The organism is Methanosarcina barkeri MS, from assembly GCF_000970025.1.
In the GTDB taxonomy this organism is placed as follows: Archaea; Halobacteriota; Methanosarcinia; order Methanosarcinales; family Methanosarcinaceae; genus Methanosarcina; species Methanosarcina barkeri.
The window spans coordinates 1,670,490-1,690,204 of the sequence record NZ_CP009528.1 but is presented as its reverse complement, the minus strand read 5'-3'; the positions used below and the strand labels follow the sequence as shown (position 1 = coordinate 1,690,204).

At 40.6% G+C, this 19,715-nt stretch carries 17 protein-coding genes; 14 read left to right on the top strand and 3 right to left on the bottom strand.

What is annotated here, in order from left to right; genetic code table 11:
* The first annotated feature begins 636 nt into the window (after nt 1-636).
* The 4 genes from folP (at nt 637) to cofE (ending at nt 4,794) form a co-directional block, all read left to right on the top strand.
* A complete protein-coding gene (folP, locus tag MSBRM_RS06830) occupies nt 637-1,863 on the top strand; it encodes a dihydropteroate synthase (RefSeq protein ID WP_048118569.1) in 1,227 nt (408 codons plus the stop codon).
* A 2-nt stretch (nt 1,864-1,865) separates the two neighbouring features.
* Complete coding sequence (locus tag MSBRM_RS06825) at nt 1,866-2,480, top strand: methylenetetrahydrofolate reductase C-terminal domain-containing protein (protein WP_048118573.1); 615 nt, start codon at nt 1,866-1,868, stop codon at nt 2,478-2,480.
* Between the two features lie 272 nt (nt 2,481-2,752).
* A complete protein-coding gene (locus MSBRM_RS06820; protein ID WP_048118575.1) occupies nt 2,753-3,631 on the top strand; it encodes a methylenetetrahydrofolate reductase in 879 nt (292 codons plus the stop codon).
* A 353-nt stretch (nt 3,632-3,984) separates the two neighbouring features.
* Nucleotides 3,985-4,794: a coenzyme F420-0:L-glutamate ligase gene (cofE, locus tag MSBRM_RS06815; protein ID WP_048118578.1), complete on the top strand. Its 810-nt coding sequence runs from the start codon at nt 3,985-3,987 to the stop codon at nt 4,792-4,794.
* A 380-nt stretch (nt 4,795-5,174) separates the two neighbouring features.
* On the opposite strand, the gene MSBRM_RS19280 is transcribed toward cofE, so the two are convergent.
* Complete coding sequence (locus tag MSBRM_RS19280) at nt 5,175-5,387, bottom strand: hypothetical protein (protein ID WP_080941486.1); 213 nt, start codon at nt 5,385-5,387, stop codon at nt 5,175-5,177.
* 985 nt (nt 5,388-6,372) lie between these two features.
* On the opposite strand from MSBRM_RS19280, the gene trxA reads away from it, so the two are divergent.
* The 4 genes from trxA to MSBRM_RS06795 all read left to right on the top strand — a co-directional run bounded on the left by trxA (nt 6,373) and on the right by MSBRM_RS06795 (nt 9,894).
* The gene (gene trxA / locus MSBRM_RS06810; protein WP_048122991.1) at nt 6,373-6,639 is read left to right on the top strand and encodes a thioredoxin; all 267 of its coding nucleotides are present in this window, start codon (nt 6,373-6,375) and stop codon (nt 6,637-6,639) included.
* A gap of 601 nt (nt 6,640-7,240) precedes the next feature.
* Nucleotides 7,241-7,648, top strand: coding sequence for a DUF1699 family protein (locus MSBRM_RS06805; RefSeq protein ID WP_048118581.1), 408 nt, complete (start codon nt 7,241-7,243; stop codon nt 7,646-7,648).
* Between the two features lie 390 nt (nt 7,649-8,038).
* Entirely contained in the window at nt 8,039-9,058 is a 1,020-nt protein-coding gene (locus tag MSBRM_RS06800) for an MBL fold metallo-hydrolase (RefSeq protein ID WP_048118584.1), read from the top strand.
* A gap of 422 nt (nt 9,059-9,480) precedes the next feature.
* Nucleotides 9,481-9,894, top strand: a complete 414-nt coding sequence (locus tag MSBRM_RS06795; protein WP_230629217.1) for an EMC6-like membrane protein — start codon at nt 9,481-9,483, stop codon at nt 9,892-9,894.
* A 316-nt stretch (nt 9,895-10,210) separates the two neighbouring features.
* Here the strand turns inward: MSBRM_RS06795 and MSBRM_RS06790 are convergent, their stop codons facing one another.
* On the bottom strand, nt 10,211-10,480 hold the full coding sequence (locus MSBRM_RS06790; RefSeq protein ID WP_141706330.1) for a hypothetical protein: 270 nt from the start codon (nt 10,478-10,480) through the stop codon (nt 10,211-10,213).
* Between the two features lie 54 nt (nt 10,481-10,534).
* Complete coding sequence (locus MSBRM_RS06785) at nt 10,535-11,029, bottom strand: alpha/beta fold hydrolase (protein ID WP_048118593.1); 495 nt, start codon at nt 11,027-11,029, stop codon at nt 10,535-10,537.
* A 219-nt stretch (nt 11,030-11,248) separates the two neighbouring features.
* On the opposite strand from MSBRM_RS06785, the gene MSBRM_RS06780 reads away from it, so the two are divergent.
* The 6 genes from MSBRM_RS06780 (at nt 11,249) to hisD (ending at nt 19,647) form a co-directional block, all read left to right on the top strand.
* Nucleotides 11,249-12,358 carry a transposase gene (locus tag MSBRM_RS06780; protein WP_048155135.1) on the top strand — a complete coding sequence of 370 codons (1,110 nt, stop codon included), beginning with the start codon at nt 11,249-11,251 and terminating at the stop codon, nt 12,356-12,358.
* A 452-nt stretch (nt 12,359-12,810) separates the two neighbouring features.
* A complete protein-coding gene (locus MSBRM_RS20170; protein ID WP_155396469.1) occupies nt 12,811-12,948 on the top strand; it encodes a hypothetical protein in 138 nt (45 codons plus the stop codon).
* Nucleotides 12,949-13,305: 357 nt separating this feature from the next.
* Nucleotides 13,306-13,494, top strand: coding sequence for a hypothetical protein (locus MSBRM_RS06775; protein ID WP_048118596.1), 189 nt, complete (start codon nt 13,306-13,308; stop codon nt 13,492-13,494).
* A 300-nt stretch (nt 13,495-13,794) separates the two neighbouring features.
* On the top strand, nt 13,795-15,561 hold the full coding sequence (locus MSBRM_RS06770) for a ribosome biogenesis/translation initiation ATPase RLI (protein WP_048118599.1): 1,767 nt from the start codon (nt 13,795-13,797) through the stop codon (nt 15,559-15,561).
* A gap of 254 nt (nt 15,562-15,815) precedes the next feature.
* Nucleotides 15,816-18,005, top strand: coding sequence for an ATP-dependent DNA helicase (locus MSBRM_RS06765; protein WP_048155131.1), 2,190 nt, complete (start codon nt 15,816-15,818; stop codon nt 18,003-18,005).
* A 340-nt stretch (nt 18,006-18,345) separates the two neighbouring features.
* Nucleotides 18,346-19,647: a histidinol dehydrogenase gene (gene hisD / locus MSBRM_RS06760; RefSeq protein WP_048118604.1), complete on the top strand. Its 1,302-nt coding sequence runs from the start codon at nt 18,346-18,348 to the stop codon at nt 19,645-19,647.
* The last annotated feature ends 68 nt before the right edge of the window (nt 19,648-19,715 follow it).

The window sequence follows — 19,715 nt, the reverse complement described above, 5'->3', positions numbered from 1 at the left end:
GACTTATTCTCAAAAGAAAAAGGAATGAACCAAAAAGCCTTCTTCCTCGAAACTGAGCCGTGAGGCGAAGGATTCAGGGAGTGGTAGTTCACTTAACATACAACACTGCTTTCCTAATTGTACCAGATTACTCTTACACATCAATATTTTTATGTATTATTGAAGCTTATAATATCACAATGACGTTTACTGCCAACAATAATCAAAATAATTATTGAGTTTAAATTTATAATTTAATTACTAAAATAGTGTTCAGTCGGCAAAATAGGGCTTACAGAAAGGCTTGAAACCTGCTTTAACGCGTCTTAAACATGCCTTAAACAAGTATACCTGATAAAATCAGTTTATATGTATTAATTAATATATGATTATAGTGATTATTTGTCAAATCCTGATAATAATCGATAAACAAACTCTCCCTGTTTGGAAGCCTCTGCGGACGGAATATAAAGATTTTTCACGGAATGTAGTAAAAGCGGAATAAACTCTATTTTCGCGATTTAAAGACATATCGTTGAAATTTCCGACAGAGAGATAGCTCTGTAAAGCCGGCTTCCTTAGTATCTATTTACCAATGTCTATTAAGCGTTAGCTAGCGTTATTTTAATTGAAACTTATAGATCCTGGTTGTCAAAAATGGTTGTTGATACTGAAATATGTGGTATAAAAATAGGAGATCAATACCCTGCACATGTTATGGGTATTATTAACTTTAGTCCTGAGTCCTTTTACGGAGATTCGGTTGTAAGCCCGGATTCCGCGCTTGAGACAGCTCAAAAAATGGTTGAGGAAGGAGCAACCTTTCTGGACATTGGAGCCCGTTCAACCTGGTTACACGCCGAGCCTATTAGCAGGAAACAGGAACTTGAACGTATTTTGCCAGTTCTAGAAGCACTGGAAGGCAATGTGGATGCTGTGATTTCCGTAGATACAATGTTTTCTGAAATCGCAGAAGAAGCTCTCAAAAGGGGAGCTGATATCATAAATGATGTTTCCGGTTTTACAGCAGACCCCAGAATGATTGAAGTAGTGGCAGATTATGGATGTCCTGCTGTTGTCATGGCCTCAAATAAAGTACCGGGTGATCCCCTCGGAATGGATGCTATTATCGAATCTCTTGATTCTATTATACAGGCCGCTGAAGCAGGCGGCATAAATCCGGAAAAACTTATACTTGACCCTGCATCTGGCAGATGGATCGAAGAAAAACTTCCCATCTATGACTTTGAAACTCTTGATGATTTTGAGCGCCTTAAAATTTTTGAAAAACCGTTGTTAGCAGCTCTCTCAAGAAAATCTTTCATAGGAGACGTACTTGGAAAACCTGCAACTGAAAGGCTCTATGGCAGCCTGGCTGCAACATCTATTGCAGTCTACAAAGGTGCCCATATCGTCCGTACGCATGATGTACCTGAGACCGTTGATGTTGTAAAGTTTTCAGGAGCTATAAGGAGCAGGCCAAGTATAGTAAAAGAGGGCAATTATGAGGTCTCTGTGGTCGAGGTAAAGACACCACAGGATGCAGCCATTGCAATGCGAAAACTTGGAGTTACCACAACAGGCTCAAAGATAATGCAGAATAAAAGTATCCATCTTATGCTGAAAATTCGTAATCTTACGACCACAGAGGCTTTGATAATAAAACAGGAGATACTTTCCCGAGGAGGGGATGCAGCCTTGACAAGGAATGCAGTTTCCCACGAAACAGAGATGACTGATGTGCTTGTAATGGGCACTCTGCTTCAGCTTGGACGCCTTGCCAGGAAACTTGAAGGGCAGGCGCGCTCCCTACCACTTATTGCCGAAATGATCCGCGAATGCATTGCAAAGCGGAGCGATCTGGAATATCGATATTTGAGGTAGTTATGATTATAACTTCAGCAAAACCCCTTGAAGAAATCCTGGCCCTGTTACAGGACGAAGATGACATATTTATTATCGGATGCAATGTCTGCGCTGCAAAACTGAAGACCGGTGGAGAACCCGAAGTGCTTGAGATGATCAGGCAGCTTGAGAAAAACGGAAAGCATGTAGTAGGCTGGGCTCTCCCCACAGCAGCCTGCAGCGTCCGGTCTTTTGACTCCCTGGTCCAGAAAAATGAAAAAATAACTGAGGCACGCTGTATTCTGGTTATGGGCTGCGGTAGTGGAGTTTCAACGGTTGCCGGTGTTACGGAGGTGCCTGTGTTCGGCTCAAATGATACGCTTTCTCTGGGAGGTTCAAGCGAAGGCAAGCTGCTTTTAGACCAGTGTGCGATGTGTGGAAAATGCACAATTGGTGAATTCGGAGGGATCTGTCCCAAATCACGGTGCCCAAAAGGACTTCTAAACGGGCCCTGTGGAGGAGCTATTGACGGGATGTGTGAAGTCAACAGAGAGAACGACTGTGTATGGACTTTGATTTATAATAGGTTGAAAAAAATCAATAGGCTTGATCTCCTTTACACAGTTCATGCCCCTCAGGAGCATAGAGTTGACTAAACTCATTTACAGTTTTTATTTAATATTTTAATCAGATTTTTTACCGGTGCTTAAAATGCATATATTTGGGCATTAATTCATATCTGCAATAATCTCACTGAACTGCAAACCTCACTGGACTATGCAAAAACGGGATGATACGGATTAAAGGTTTTGGAAATAATATTAACCCTGGGATGATACAGATTAAAGGTTTTGGAAATAATATTAACCGACTGATGCACTATCCAGGAGCATGGTTTTAAATAATTTCATTCCTAATATTCTACCCAATGCTCTTTAATTTTCGTGAAAAACTGAATTCCAGCAAATTTCTGGTTACTGCTGAAGTCTCCCCTCCTAAGGGCACAAAATTCTCAGTTTCCCTAGAAGATGCTCGCCAGCTCAAAGGTATTGCAGATGCTATAAATGTTACGGACAATCAGTGCTCAATTATGCACATGAGCTCTCTAGCTTTTAGCAAGCTTCTGCTTGATGATGGGCACGAGCCTATTATGCAGCTCACCTGCCGGGACAGGAACAGGATAGGACTTCAGTCTGATCTTCTCGGAGCGTATGCTCTGGGTATCAGAAACATCTGTGTGATGACAGGAGATTTTCCTTCTTGTGGAGATCACCCAGGTTCAAAACCTGTATACGATCTTGATTCAGTACAGCTCCTGCAACTTATAAGAAAGCTTGACTCAGGCATTAATTTTGCAGGAAACCAGCTAAACGGAGGGACCTCTTTCTGTACAGGTGCGGTTTCTGGTATAGACCCTGAAAAACCTTTGCAACTCATAAAGCTTGAAAAAAAAGTCAGGTGTGGAGCTGACTTTATCCAGACTCAGGCAGTCTATGATGTAGGCATGTTTGAGGAGTTTACGGAAGCTATAGGCCACCTTGAAGTGCCCGTAATTGCAGGCTTGATTCCTCTAAAATCTCTGGGTATGGCTGAATTCATGAACAAGAATATTTCAGGAATTCATGTGCCTGAAGAAATTATGCTTCGTATAAAAGATGCACCTGATCCTGTCGAAGAAGGTCTTTCAATAGCTTCAGAGACTATAAAGGAGCTTATGAAACTCTCAAGAGGGGTTCATATTATGCCTATAGGCTCTCATAAAAATACCGCGAGACTACTTTCTATGGCTGGAATTTCCGGGAAATAATTTTTTGATAGGCAAAAATCACTCTTTCTATCCCGGAAAACTCTTTTTTAGCGATAAGGTTTTTTACTTCCTGTATTTCCCTCGGGCTTTTATTCTTATCGAGCACTTTATCTGGATATCTTCTCATCTTTTGGACATTATCTTCTCATCCTCTGAACATTATCTCACATCTTTTTGAATACTTCTTCACATTTTTAGAATATCTTTTTACATCTTTGAGAATACCTTCTTACATCTTTTTGGGAGCCGTCGGATACATTTATCAATATCTTCCGGCATTTTACGATTTGATTTTGCATTTATTTTAGATTCAGCAAACCAATCTAGTCATTAACTTCTAAAGGCAGCAGAGTATGAGTTCAGAAAATACTTCCATCCAGATGTTTGGGATTAAGACCCCTATTATAAGGGAAGGGGATGATATCGTAAAGATTTTAGATAAGGCTCTGGAGGAAGCAGGGCTTGTCCCCATTGACGGGGATATTTTCGTACTTGCAGAATCTGCAGTTGGTACTGCGGAAAGAAGAATCGTCAGGCTTGCAAGCGTGACTCCGGGCGAAAAGGCAAAGGTGCTTGGGGAACAGTACGGGATCGATCCCAGGGAAATGGAACTCGTGCTTCAGGAATGCGATGAGATTTTTGGGGGTGTGCCCGGAGCTGCCCTTACAATTACAAAAGGTGTTCTGGCTCCGAATGCAGGGATCGACGCTTCCAATGCCCCTGAAGGCAATGTAGTCCTGCTCCCGGAAGACCCACGAAAAAGTTCCGAGATTATCAGGAGCCGGCTTGAGAAGCGTTACTCATGCAAGTTAGGGGTAATTATAGGAGACAGCAGGACCCAGCCTCTCAGGCTTGGCTGCTCGGGAATTGCACTTGGAGTTTCAGGCTTTGTACCTGTGGAAGATGCGCGGGGAACTGACGATATCTACGGAAGGCCTCTCCGTATTACATACAAGGCTGTAGCAGATAACCTTGTCTCGGCCGCCGAACTCCTTATGGGAGAAGCCGGGGAAAGTGTGCCGTGCGTGCTTATCCGTGGTGCTCCTGTAAACATGATAAATGAGTCACCTGATATGCCAACGATCCCAATGGAAGGCTGTATGTACTTCGGCAACATAATAAAAGGTAGGCCCAAGGATAAAAACTGCGAGAAAAATGTATGATTCCTTAATGGGTTCCCTGATAATAGGGAATTTTTTCTTTTTAAGTACTCTTCAATAAACTGAAAGTTTTTTAGAGTTATCTGATCTTTGTACAGGAATTATTACGTAAAACTAATAAACGTAGTACAAAGTACAGATCTCATTCCTTCAGGAATTTACATTGGAGAGCCTGCAATAGCTTTCTAATAATAAGTATATCCCAAAAAAGAAAAATTAGTAGTCATCTGTTCAAGAAAAACAAGTTTCGGTGACTTATTCATCACGCCGTGAAAAGATGGTTATTATGCTTTTTCCTTTCATACTCAATAATTATTTCATAATTATTTCACACTAATTATTTCACACTCGGCGTCATTATTGACAGCTACAGTCATGATCCCTTAACAGTACCTTCGGTGCCCGCATCGACGACCTTTAAATCTGTCGTCACAACCAAACCGGCCACCAAACCGGCCACCAAAGCCACAGCCGCCAAATCCCCCATAGCCGCCACAGCCGCCATAACCACCACAGCCGCCATAACCACCACAACCGCCACGGCCATCGAACCTGTGTTTAAAGAATGGATATCCTCCCATTATATTTGCCTCCATAGTTTTACGATTTCCTTTCTACGTTTTTAGCACTTGCGCTGCATACTGGAGAAGATGAACTTATTAAGATCAGAATGCAACCATCTGATCAAATTCAACTTTAGCCTCCTCAATCCTGTAATACACCCACGCCAGCTATTTTTCGAAATGATTAATTTTTTTCCCTTTTATTTGAGTGAAAATATTCGACCTCAACTTACATGGGCATAAACATAAATATAATTATATTTTATATAATAACAATAGAATAATTCTTTCTTATTATCAATAATTTTAAAAAATTGGTAAACCTTTGATGATAGAATAGATTTACTTACGTTTGGCAAACTACCGATTTTAGTTTCTGCCCAACTAGACCGGCTACAAAAACGAAGTATTATGAATCGAATCCAAAAAACTACAAACTTGCGCAAGCAATAAATGATGTTTTGTGAGCAGCTTTATCTTCTGACTGGAATATAGAGCCCTCTGGTATGGAAAAAAACACTTACAAACTAGCACTTTCAAACCATTATCAGAATAGTATAAAATAATATAATATTTGCGATTATTTCAATTCTATCCAATTTAGTTTCAATGGATAGTATCGATCTCAATCCTTTTTGTGGAATTATACACGATAGAAATATAAATGCAGCGAGCAATATAAGACTATTGCACTTCGATATGGAAATAATTTACCTGGAGATTCCAGGGTAGATCCTGTGGATTTATTCTCGGTAGAGAAAAGGATGAAGCAGGAAGAAATAATTTAATATATGAAAAATTATTTCACATCATCGAAGATAATATACAATTATTGAGTCCCGACCCTGTATTTGGTAAATCCAGCTTTCATGTCGCCTATCGTCAGGATTGGGTTTCCGGCAGCTTTGTCGTACAGGCCCTTGAGACAGTGTGTGTACGACTCTTCTGTATGCTTCCCGGAATGGATTAAATAAAAATGGAGAAATTCTCAGACATTTCAAAATATAAAGGTGATTTTATGAAACCAATGTTATTGGACTTTTCCGCAACATGGTGTGGACCTTGCAGGATGCAAAAACCAATTCTTGAAGAGCTTGAGAAAAAGTACGGGGATAAAGTTGAGTTCAAAGTTGTCGATGTGGATGAAAACCAGGAAATGGCTTCCAAATACGGCATACATGCTGTCCCAACGCTGATTATCCAGAAAGATGGGGCTGAAGTAAAGCGCTTCATGGGGGTTACCCAGGGTAGTGTACTGGCATCGGAACTCGATAAGATCCTCTGACCCTCAGTTTTTCTGACAAGACCGCCCGAGGTTCCAGAAACCTGGGGCTATCTTTTTCCATATCCGTTTTTATCTGTTTATTTGACTTTTTCTGTATCTTTGAAATGGAAAAAGTCTTATTGCCTGTATTCTTCAATATTTATTTTAAATTTAATATATTTATAACGTTTTTAAAACTTATTATAATAATATAAAATCTGAATGGAAAATTGATGGGATTTAATGCTGTTTTTCTGGTTTTTAAATTAAACAATGTAGCTATTTTTAACTTCTTCATAAAAAACCAGTAAATTCATCTAATACCTAAAAACAGTAGCAGAACAACTATGTATATACAAAACTTTGCTGCGGAAAGTGAGTCACTGAGATTCCTGGCCAAAAAACTATGAAATTCTAAAAGGGTAACAATAATTGGATAAGTTCACATCAAATAATTATATGAGTAAACTAGAAAATTTTGATTAAAGAAATGTTTTTTGAATCGAAAATCTCATATACTATCTAAATAATGTTAGTTTAATGGGATAAATATTTATAGTCAGTATATCCTAATACTATCAATGTAAAAACGTAAAAAAATTTAAGGTGAGATGAGAAAAACATGAAGATCCGAGTGGTTAGCTCAAGAGAAGAAATCTTTACACTTAACCCAAATGAGCGCATTGTTCACCTGGCTTTCAGGCCATCGAACAAGGACGTTTTGGGTCTGGTTGAGACCTGCCCAAAAATTGAGGTAATTCAGTTGCCAAAATCCTATATGGCTACAGTTTCAAAATCCATAGAAATGTTCCTTGAGATGCAGAGAATCCAACTCATTGAAGGCGACGTCTGGGGCCACAGAAAAGATATAAACGAGTATTACACGATTCCGACCTCAGTGACTGAAAAAATAAAGGAAATGAGATCCGAAGGTATGTCCACTGAGGATATTGAAGCGAAGATTTCAAGAGAAAATATGCTTAACCCTGAAATGGTCGCTTATATTATAACTAAGGAATCCACAGCCTGAATTTGAACTGGATAAAATACGCTACAAGGCGTTTCACTGGAGATTGAACCGCAAAGGCGTTGAACTTTCGCGTTCTCGCGATCTGATCTCCGGCTTAAATCTTCTACTAGAGAAGGCTTATGCCTAGAGAAAGTAGGAAACCCTGAAAACATAATTGAAATCCGCTTTTTAAGAGGATTTCTTATTTATTAACTTCTTTTGTTACTTATTTAAGAGATTTAGAATCTGTGGAGTAATTGGGACTCCCAGAGTTGCTGTGGAAGTTGCTGTCAACACTAAATGGGAAACAAGTTTTTATACACTCTCTTATTTTTAAAGACCAGTACGTCACCAATTTACATTTTTTCCCTAACCTTAAATACCTTAAGTATTATTTCCTCAAGGATTTGCGTGATTTCTAAAAAACTAATTGATCTTGGTGTTCTGGCGCTCAGGCAGCGTAATTCTCGCGGGACATTTAAACCGCATATCTCTCTTCGGTTCAGGGATAAAGCCGGGGACTTGCGCACCTTTTCCATTGATACTACCAGGACGGTTGGAAAGCGCCCCCAGCCCGATGCTTATCTGATCACCCATGCCCATTCCGACCACAACGGAAAATCGGCTATGCTATCCCCCAATGCCGTTTGTACGGAAAAAACCGCGATGGCACTTGAAATCAGGCACGACAGAAAATATGCGGGCAGCATGTGCAGGCTTGGGGATGAAATTGACATCAAAGGAACAAAGGTAAAGACCTTTCCTACGGAACATACCGTAGGCGCGAGTGCTTTTTACTGGGAAAACGATGTAGGGACAAGGATTCTGGTTACAGGCGACGTCAAAGATGCAAGTAGCCTTCCTCCCTGTGATGTCCTTATCACTGAAGCTAACTACGGCGACCCTGCTGACCCCTCCTGCCATTTTGCAGATGACCTTGAGGGCATGAAATCTGCACTTTTCAAAAAAGGGCCTGTAGCTTTTGGAGCATATGAATTTGGAAAGACTCAGCGTGCAGTCGAACTTATAAGAAGCTTTGGATACGACGGCGTCATCTGTATGGAGGCGAGGACAAGGGCTCTTACCCGCAGCATGCTTGAGGATGCCGGGGAACTGGCAGGGCTTGATTCTGGAGAAGGCAACGGGGTTTTCATAGTTCCTCCCTGGAACCTTGACAAGTTGCCCTGGAACATGAAAAAATACGTTTTAAGTTGCCGCATGGATTATCCTTACCCGACAATCAGGATAAGTGACCATCTTGATGCTTGCGGGCTTGAAGATATGGTCAGAAAACTTTCTCCTGAAGTCACTCTAGTCTATCACCCAGGAGGGAATAGACCTTCAAAATTTTCAAAACATTTAAATTCGATAGGAATTGATTCGATATCTATAGATCAGATCGGTAATGTTTTAAGTAATGAATTTATTTAAAGCTGTGAAATCCAGTCTTAATATTAATCTTAACAATTCAATTTCGAGAACCTTGTATCAAAAACTAACTCCAAGGATTTAAGTCCGTATTGTAATTCAAGAATCTTATTTCAGCAAAAAATTATAATTACCTGATATATAATTTGATTCTAATAATTTAAATACAATGATTTTAATCTGAGATCTCAAATCTGCAAATCAAAATCTTATGTATAAATCAATATATTATCCGCAAAAAATCTGCAAATCAAAGTCTTATGTACAAATCAAAGTCTTATCCGCAAATTAAAATCTTATGTACAATCAATATCTTATCTGCAAATTAAAATCTTAGAACTCAGGTCTAATTTTTTAACCGAGATTAGATTCTGACTACGACTACATCCCAGGAATGTTAATTGCCGTTCAGGAGAGTATACAGGTTGAGTAAGCAAAATCCGAAGTCAAAGTCCAGAAAGGAACCTGCAAAAATAGCAGAGGCTACTTCAGCAGTTCCTGCAGCAAAGATTGAGACTCCAGAGAAGAAGACTTTTATCAAGGAAAGGACGCCTGAGGAAAAACAAAAGGAGCATAGGGACGGAGTTGTAAAGACAGTAGTAGCCGCATTACTTGGCACAATAGCAGGAATTTTGTGTTTCCACCTGTACGGAGCCGGAGAAGATCGGATCTGGTATGCTGTACTTACAATCGTCATCGGGCTTACGTATTACATACAGAAGTTTCTCTATCCTCAAATCAAGATCAATACAAAAGAGTTCAAATTCAAGGACTGGTTCTACGTAGAGTTTATAGTCGTTGATTTCTTCCTTATCGTCTGGACTCTCCTCCTGAATTAAGGTCTTATTTCCTGAACTGCAAAAAGGCTCTCTAAATTTAAGGGCCTTTTATACAGCCTTTTTATCACAGGTTTTTACCTTTTTGATTTACCCACAATTCCAGTATTGTTCGTTATTTCATTAAACTCTGTATACTAAGTTTTGTGCTTGTAATAGTCCAACGATTCATATCCCAAAGCAGGCATCTTATAACCAACAAATCCTGTATCTGTTGTTCGGGTCCTCCTCTAATTATAGTAACAAGTTCAAGTCGATGTGAGTACGCTCTTCCGTTTTCGGAAAAGGTGCAGATGTTGTCCTAGTTCATATACTGTCCTTAACTCCGATCAACCTGTTCTGCAGAATCCCATTCTTTAAATGTATTACATATCTTTGGGGCATACTCATTATACAGGTAGTGTGATCCATTGAGCACTATCAGTTTGTTTTTCCCATTGTTGCCGAACTGCTCTACGTGTTTCTCTTTCCAACCTGGTGTTGTTTCCACGTTTTCTGAGGATATGAAAAAGAGGACAGGGACATTATTTGGGAATTTCATACCTGAGAGCTTGTTGCAATTTTCTTCCAACATTTCCATTTCGTTCATAGCGTTCTGAGATAGCAGTCTGTTCAGGTACATCTTTCGCAGAAGTTCCTGTTCTTACTCTGAACGCTGATACCCAGATACCTCAGGTATTATACTTGAAGGATCAATTACAGAGAGAAGTCTGATTATTCCAAGATTATTCAATGTACGAAGCGTATTTCCATAACTTAGACTTTCCTGCATGAATGCTTCCAGGTCGTCTTCATTCGCTACACTGGTGTCTATTCCGACAAAGAATTTTACCTCATTAGGATACATATTCGCATAGTATAATCCGTACAATCCTGATGTGGAGTGTGCCATCAGAGTGTAATTATTATAGCCAATTTCCTTAAGGGCTCTGTGCAATTCGTATGTAATGTTCTCCACACTTCGATCACTGTTGGTGTCATCGCTAAGCCCATATCCAAAGTGTTCTACTGTTATCACCGTGTACTTATCATCTAAGTTTGCAGCAAGTGGTCGCAGATCAAGGACAGGAGACAGGGAACCCCAACCGCTTAAGAGCACAACTACCTGATCCCCGCTACCCGCTATATCTATACACATGTTCTTTCCATCAACTTGAACCAGACGTCCATATACGTCCTCCAGCTCCTTACTCTCCTGGTGGCATAGGAATGAATTGGTAGTAGCGATGAGAAGTATAATAGAGGCTCTCAAATTAGAATTTTGACTTAAAAACTTATTCTTTTTTCCACTAACTCTGATAGCACTTGTCTCTGTTTGGTAGTGGCAACTTAAAACAATACCTTCTATGCCTTTCTCATGTCAAAAAACAGTATGTTATACAAAGGAGTCCTCTTCGAGGACTCCTTCGATAATTATTTGAGCAGAGAAAGTACTTCAATTTGCCAATTCCTGTACTTTCTTTGCATTGACGATATTGCAAAGCACGTCGAACGTACTTTTTACACCAACAAAAGTTGGCACTTTAAGTACAGTGTTTCTTCTATGATAAAACTGTTTGTTGTGAAGTGTTTCAGGCAACTCTCATATGATAAAACCATTTCTTCCTTAACAGAAGAAGAAGCTATCCTGCTTTCTTTTTATGATGAAAATGGCCAGATTAAACTTCCTTCAGGTGGAACCCTTCATCATTTTATGAAGTATAGACTTGGAGAAAAAGGAGTCAATGAGATAATGATGCTTATAGGTGAGAAAATTCTCAAACTTTCTCAGGAAAAGGAAGCAAAAATTGATTCCACTCCACTTGAAGCTTCAAGATACGACAAACATGCTGATTATAATCCTCATTATGAATGCAAAATGGATAAGGCACATATTACAATGGTTGGAACTTACCCAATTTTCATGACTCATACAAAAGGACTTTCTGGTGACTCTCCAGAACTTATCGATCATATTGAGGCTCTAAAGAACATGAACGCTAATCTGGAATTTTATTCTGCTGACGGAGGTTATGATTCATTCCTCAATCATTCTGATATTTGGTATAATCTGAACGCAAAACCGATTATTTCCTACGCTTCAAATGCAGTAATCAATCAAGAAGGTGAAGAGGAACGAATCGATCACTGGGTGAATAAAAAGTGGAAACTCGGTGGAGATATTCATGCACCAATGGAAAACAAACTCAGATTTCTATATGAAATTGGAAGGAAAGAACAGGTAGGAATGTACCTAAGAAACCAAAATATCAGAGATGAGACTTTTGATGATCAGTATAAAAAGAGAGCTGAATGTGAAAAGATACATGGACATATTAAAGGTACAGTAAAGTTCGATATCAGAAGAGTGAGAAATCAGAGTAGAAAACTCTACTCTCTATTGAGTTTCATAGCATATCAACTACTGGTGTTGACAGAAATGCAAAATAAAGTTGAGGATAAGAATTCGTTTGGGAGATACTTTTAAAAAAGTGAGTATCAAATTAGATTTGAGATTTTAAAAGCTAATTTGAGATTCTCTAATAAGTATTAGTGATAATGGAATACCTATAAGTGCTTTCTTGCATAATTTCCATGATATTTTTGCATTTATGCGGATCGTTATTAATATTTTGTATATATAAGAGCCGATCCCAAAACCTATTTTATTCTAAATCACTATGAGTTTTCAGGATCAGTTTAATGATTAGGTATTCAACTGACTGTTCCACATACGAAATTCAAAAATCAAATTTTGAGTTTCAGGATAGGCTCATAATATTATGTGTTATATTCAGAATATATTCAGAATATATCCAGGGCTTAATAAGCAAACATGCCTTTAAGAGGCCAGTGAAATTTATATGGCTAAGAAAGCAGTGGTTATAAACGGTGATAGCATAAGTCCGTAACTGGTTGATGCAATACTAAAAGTAGCTGATGGAGCAGGCACCAATCTCGAATTTATTAGATGTGATGCTGGCGCAGGCTGATGGAAACATAATAGGGGCAACGCCCTGGTCCTTGATAGGGTATGGAATGTCCTTGACAGTTCAGATGCATGTTTTAAGGGTCTAACCACAACTCTCTGAGGTTGTAGGAGCACTAAGAAATATTGCTGTATCCATTAGAAGCGCACTCTCTAGTGAATGTTCACTCTATCAAGGCATTTCCAACACTACAAGTCTTCTCAATGATATTGATTTTGTATGTGTCTGTGAAGATACCGAGGAATTTTATATGGGTGAAGAGATCAAGCTCACTGACGATGTTTCTATTACTATATGAAAGACCCAGCCGCCTATATGAAAGACCAGTCGTATTTCAGGTGTCAGGGTCTCAAGTATGCTTATCAGGAAAAAAGAGATGCAACTTCGATATGATGTGGAAAGAAAGCTGAGGATTTAGGTATTTTTGAGTGTTTGAGATAGATTTATGATAGTTAGAACAAAAATGGTAGTTAAAACAAAAATAATAGTTAAAACAAAAATAATAGTTAAAACAAAAATAATAGTTAAAACAAAAGTAATAGTTAAAACAAAAAGGAGACAAAATAAGAAAAATGCTGAGTTTAAATCAACAGCCTGTTTTCTAAGGTATTTATTTCTTTTTATTTCCTTTTAAGTAATTGCTATTTATACATGTAATATCTTCTCAAGTAATTGCTTTATACGTGCAATATTTTCTCAAATAATACTTTATATGTAAAATATACTTTCAACATACCAGACATTGCATTATCATACTGCTTTGCTGTGAGAATCATTCTTTGCTATAGCAAGTATTTACGCTGTTAAGCTCTGGTTACTTCTTTGCTATAGCAAAAATTTACATTGCTAAGCTCTGGTCACGCTTGAAATCATCAGGTGCTTAATCTAATACTATTTAACAAATTAACGAAAAACGCAATTTTCGGGGACTATTATGAGAATAGCTATACTTAATAAAGATAAGTGTCAGCCCAGACAGTGTAGTAAGGAGTGCGAGAAATACTGTCCTAGAGTTCGAACAGGGGATGAGACGATTGTTTTTGAAGAAGACGGAAAGCCCGTAATTTCCGAAGAATTATGTGTAGGTTGCGGAATTTGCGTCCACAAATGCCCTTTTAAAGCCATTATGATCATAGGGCTTCCTGAAACTCTGACGGAGCCTACTCATAGGTACGGAGTAAATGGTTTTGCTCTCTTCGGATTGCCTGTACCCAGGGTAGGAAAAGTAACAGGGATTCTCGGCCCTAACGGGATAGGAAAAAGTACGTCCGTCCAGATCCTTTCAGGAACTTTGGTCCCTAATTTCGGACAGGAAAAAGGCGATTGGGATACTGTTCTTGAACACTATGCCGGAACTGCACTTTACGATTACTTTAAAGATGTCGTGGATGGTAAAGTTCGGGTTTCCCAAAAACCCCAGTACGTGGACCTCATTCCTAAAGCTTTCAAAGGAAAAACCTCCGAACTGCTTGAAAATACCGATGAAAGAGGAGTCCTTGATGAGCTTATCGACTATCTCGATTTAAAAAACATAGTTGACAGGAAAATCTCGGAATTGAGTGGTGGAGAGCTGCAGCGTGTAGCAATAGCAGCATGTGCGGCAAAGGATGCTCAGTTCTACTTCTTTGATGAAATTAGCCCCTACCTTGATATCTACCAGAGGATTAACGTCGCCCGCCTGATCCAGGATATCTCAAAGGACAGGACTGTGCTCGTAGTAGAGCATGACCTTGCACTTCTGGACATGCTCGCAGACGTCATTCACATTGCCTACGGAGAGCCTGCAGGTTTCGGTGTGGTTACTCTTCCGAAGAGTGTACGTGTGGGAATTAACCAGTACCTCAAAGGCTATCTCCCTGAAGAAAATATAAGGATCCGGCCTGAGGCCATCAAGTTTGAAGTCCATCCTCCAAGAGAAGACTACCAGTTAAGGTCTATGGTTACCTTTAATGGTTTTTCAAAGAAATTTGGAGACGGCTTTTCCCTGAAAGCCACAGGCGGCAGTCTTCGAGAAGGCGAGGTGCTAGGGATAGTGGGCCCTAACGGGATAGGAAAGTCAACCTTCGTAAAAGTACTTGCAGGAGAAATCAAACCTGAAGAGGGTGATCCAGGCATAGATGTCAAGATTTCTTACAAGCCTCAGTATATTAAAGCCGACATCCCTGTGCGCGTACAGGACTTCCTGCGCGGGATCTCAAAGCATTTTGGAACCAGCTACTACGAGGTAGAGATTTCAAACCCACTCCAGCTTGATAAGATATATGACAACATGCTTACAGACCTTAGTGGTGGAGAACTGCAAAGAGTTGCGATTGCAGCCTGCCTTTCTCAGGAAGCCGACCTCTATATCCTGGACGAACCAAGTGCCCATCTGGACGTGGAACAGCGTTCCATGGTCACAAAAGTCCTCAACCGCTTTGCCGAAAACAACAATAAGACAGCCCTTGTCGTAGACCACGATATCTACATGATAGATATGCTAAGCCAGAGACTCGTTGTTTTTGAAGGCAAGCCTTCAGTATACGGTGAAGCGCATGGCCCGTTCAGCATGGAAGACGGTATGAACAGATTCCTGAAAAACCTGGGTATAACTTTCCGTAGGGATGAGGAAACAAGGCGTCCACGTGTGAATAATCTGGGCTCAAGGCTTGATCGGGAGCAAAAAGAGAGCGGAAATTACTATTACTCAGCAGGTGATTAAATTCTGTATCTCTAAATGATATCAGTAAGTGATATCTAGTAAGTGATGTCCAGTAAGTGATGTCCAGTAAGTGATGTCCAGTAAGTGATGTTCAGCAAGTGATGTCCAGTAAGTGAAGTCTAGATCACGTTCAAAAAATCTCAATGAATCCGGATTCCCTTAACAGAGGGCTCAGATTTTGAAGATAAGATTTTTCGATACTGGCGTGCAATTCCAAAATAGTTTTTATCCAATGTGTGAGTGTCTGATTTTCAATGAAGATAGAAAGTCTTGATCTGCCCGATGAAGTAAAGCAGTTTTATCTCGATTCCGGAATTATGGAACTTTATCCCCCTCAGGCCGAAGCCGTGGAAAAAGGGCTGCTTAAAGGAAGAAACCTGCTTGCTGCAATCCCTACAGCTTCAGGGAAGACTCTCCTTGCCGAGCTTGCAATGTTGAAATCCATCCTTGCAGGAGGAAAAGCACTCTATATCGTGCCTCTTAGAGCTCTTGCTTCCGAGAAATTCAGGCGTTTTCGGGAGTTTTCAGAACTTGGAATAAGGGTAGGGATCTCTACAGGGGACTATGACCTGCGGGACGAGGGACTCGGAGTAAACGACATTATTGTTGCAACCTCCGAGAAAACCGATTCTCTGCTCAGAAACGAGACCGTCTGGATGCAGGAAATTTCGGTTGTTGTGGCAGACGAGGTGCATCTGATAGACTCGCCGGACAGGGGCCCAACGCTTGAGGTTACCCTTGCAAAGCTTCGGAAAATGAACCCTTCCTGCCAGATCCTTGCATTATCTGCAACTGTCGGGAATGCCGACGAACTCGCAGCCTGGCTGGAAGCCGAGCTTGTAGTAAGTGAATGGAGGCCTACTGAGCTTCTTGAAGGAGTATTCTTTAATGGGACCTTCTATTGCAAAGATAGGGAAAAAGCTGTTGAGCAGCCCACAAAAGACAATGCTGTAAACCTTGCGCTGGATACCCTCAAAAAAGGCGGACAATGCCTGGTTTTCGAAAGCAGCAGAAAAAACTGCATGGCTTTTGCAAAAAAAGCAGCTTCAACTGTTAAAAAGATACTCTCAGCCGAAGACAGAAATGTACTTGCAGGAATTGCAGACGAGATCCTTGAAAACAGTGAAACCGATACTTCAACGAACCTTGCAGCTTGTATTCGTTCAGGCACGGCTTTTCACCATGCAGGTCTTACCACGCCTTTAAGAGAACTTGTGGAGGACGGTTTCAGGGCTGGAAAGATAAAGTTGATTTCGAGCACGCCTACCCTTGCAGCCGGGCTTAACCTGCCTGCACGGCGTGTAATTATCCGAAATTATCGACGCTATTCCTCTGAAGACGGAATGCAGCCTATTCCTGTGCTCGAGTACAAACAGATGGCAGGCAGGGCAGGCAGGCCAAGGCTTGACCCATACGGAGAAGCTGTACTTGTTGCAAAATCATATAAGGAGTTTGTTTTCCTTTTTGAAAACTATATCGAAGCCAACGCCGAAGATATCTGGTCCAAGCTCGGAACCGAAAATGCTCTCAGGACCCATGTGCTCTCTACGATCTCTAACGGTTTTGCGCGGACATATGATGAACTCATGGATTTTCTTGAAGCAACATTTTTCGCTTTTCAGTACTCGAACTTCGGGCTTTCTACGGTTGTAAAAGAATGCCTTAACTTTTTGCGTCAGGAAGGGATGCTTGAGAAAGACGATGACCTTATTCCTACAAGCTTCGGAAAGCTTGTTTCAAGACTCTATATCGACCCCCTGTCAGCCACCAGGATTGCAAGGGGCCTGAAAGAGACAAAGAGCCTGAGTGAGCTTACTCTGCTGCATCTGGTGTGCAGCACACCTGACATGCGCCTGCTTTACATGCGGAGCCATGATTATCAGGGTATCAATGATTATGTAATGGCTCATGTGAGCGAGTTTGTAAAGGTGCCCAGTCCCTTCGATACTACGGAATATGAATGGTTCCTTGGGGAAGTCAAGACTTCCCTCCTTCTGCTTGACTGGGTCCATGAAAAATCTGAAAACGAAATTTGCTTAAAGTTTGGCACCGGGGAAGGTGACATTCATTCAATTGCGGATATTGCAGAATGGATAATGCACGTCACCTCTCAACTTGCCGGGCTCCTTGACCTCAAAGGTGCAAAAGAAGCCGCAGAACTTGAAAAGAGGATACATTACGGAGCAGCCCCTGAACTTATGGATCTGCTCAATATCAGAGGTATAGGGCGCGTGAGAGCAAGGAAACTCTATGAGGCAGGCTTCAAATCCTCAGCAGAGCTTGCAGGAGTTGATCCTGAGAAAGTTGCTGCTCTTCTTGGGCCAAAAATTGCAGACCGGATTTTCAAGCAGATCAGGAGCAAAGGAGCATTTTCTGGAATTATTGAGTCTAAGCCTCCTGAGAAAAGTCCGTATTCAGGGCAAAAAACAATTAGTGATTATTGATTTTACCTGCTTTATTTATTTTAATTTTACAAATCAGATATTCTTTACGGTTTATCTCTATTAATGGGCTCAGTAAGGGATAAAATATTAAATGAGAGCAGGGATTTAATTGAATCGGATTATCAAGTTAACCAATTATCTTCTTATTCGGTTCTCAGATTACCGATTACTAATTTGTAATAGAGTCAGTTTAATTGGATTTGAATAATCAGTTAATATTGGATTTGAATAATCAGTTAATATTGGATTTGAGTAGTCAGTTTATATCGGATTTGAGTAGTCAATTTATATCAAATTTCAGATTTCAACCTGTATCAGGTTCTGTCAGGTTCTTTCAGAGATGGTCATGATGTTATTCAAAAAGTTGTCTGATGTTTCGGAAGCTGAAATGCAAAAATTAGTCTCCCGGGGTTCCGGGCTTGAGGATGTAGCGAAAACCGTTTCAACCGTGCTTTCCGATGTGCGTACCAGAGGAGATTCCGCGCTCAGGGAATATACGGCTAAATTCGATAAAGTAGAACTTGCAAACTTTGAGGTAAGTAAGGAGGAATTTCAACAGGCTCTTTCCGGCATAAGTCCCGAACTTCTGGATCACCTTAAGTCTGCAGCTGCAAACATACGGGCTTTCCATGAAGCTCAGCTCCCGAAAGCTACCTGGTTTATGGAACTCAAACCAGGGATCGTGCTGGGTCAAAAAGCAACGCCTCTGGAAAGTGTGGGTGCATATGCTCCTGGAGGGCGGGCATCCTATCCTTCAACCGTACTCATGACTGTAATTCCTGCCAGGGTTGCAGGTGTGGAGCAGGTTATAGTCTGTACACCTCCAAGACAGGACGGCTCCGTACACCCGCTTACGCTTGCCGCTGCAAAGGTTGCGGGAGCGGATAAAGTGTTCAAGCTAGGAGGCGTGCAGGCTATAGGAGCAATGGCTTATGGGACTGAAACGGTTCCTAAGGTGGATAAAATCGTAGGACCTGGAAATGTTTTTGTCACAGCTGCCAAAATGCAGATCAGGGATGTTGCAGAAATTGATTTTCCGGCTGGCCCAAGCGAGGTGCTCATTATTGCAGATGAGTCCGCAGATGCCGTCATGGTCGCCTCGGATATTCTTGCACAGTCCGAACACGATCCAAATTCAGTTTCAATACTCGTCACAGGTTCGGATACGCTGGCAGAAGCTGTAAAAAGAGAGGTTCTGGTTCAGGCGGAACAGGCTGCAAGAAGCAGTATTATAAAGGCTTCTCTTGAAAATGCCGCAATTCTTATTGCAGATTCCCTGGAACAGTGTATTGGCTTTAGCAATAAATTTGCTCCCGAACACCTTGAGATTATGGTATCGGACCCGGATTTCGTACTTGATAGGATTAAAAATGCAGGATCGATTTTTATAGGAAACTATTCTCCTGTCCCTGTTGGGGATTATGCCTCAGGGACAAATCACGTACTTCCTACATCTGGATATGCCAGAGTTTATTCTGGTCTGAATATAAACCATTTTATTAAATACTCAAGTATTCAGAGAATCAGCAAGAGTGGGCTTGAAAGTCTGAAAGAAACTGTAATCGCATTAGCCGAGGAAGAGGGTCTACAGGCACATGCTGATGCTATTAGAACTCGTTTTGGGTATAAACCTTCTAAATAATATATTGGCTAATCGATATGTATTTAAAATGTAAATGCGTAAACAAAATTTGATTTTTAAATAAATGA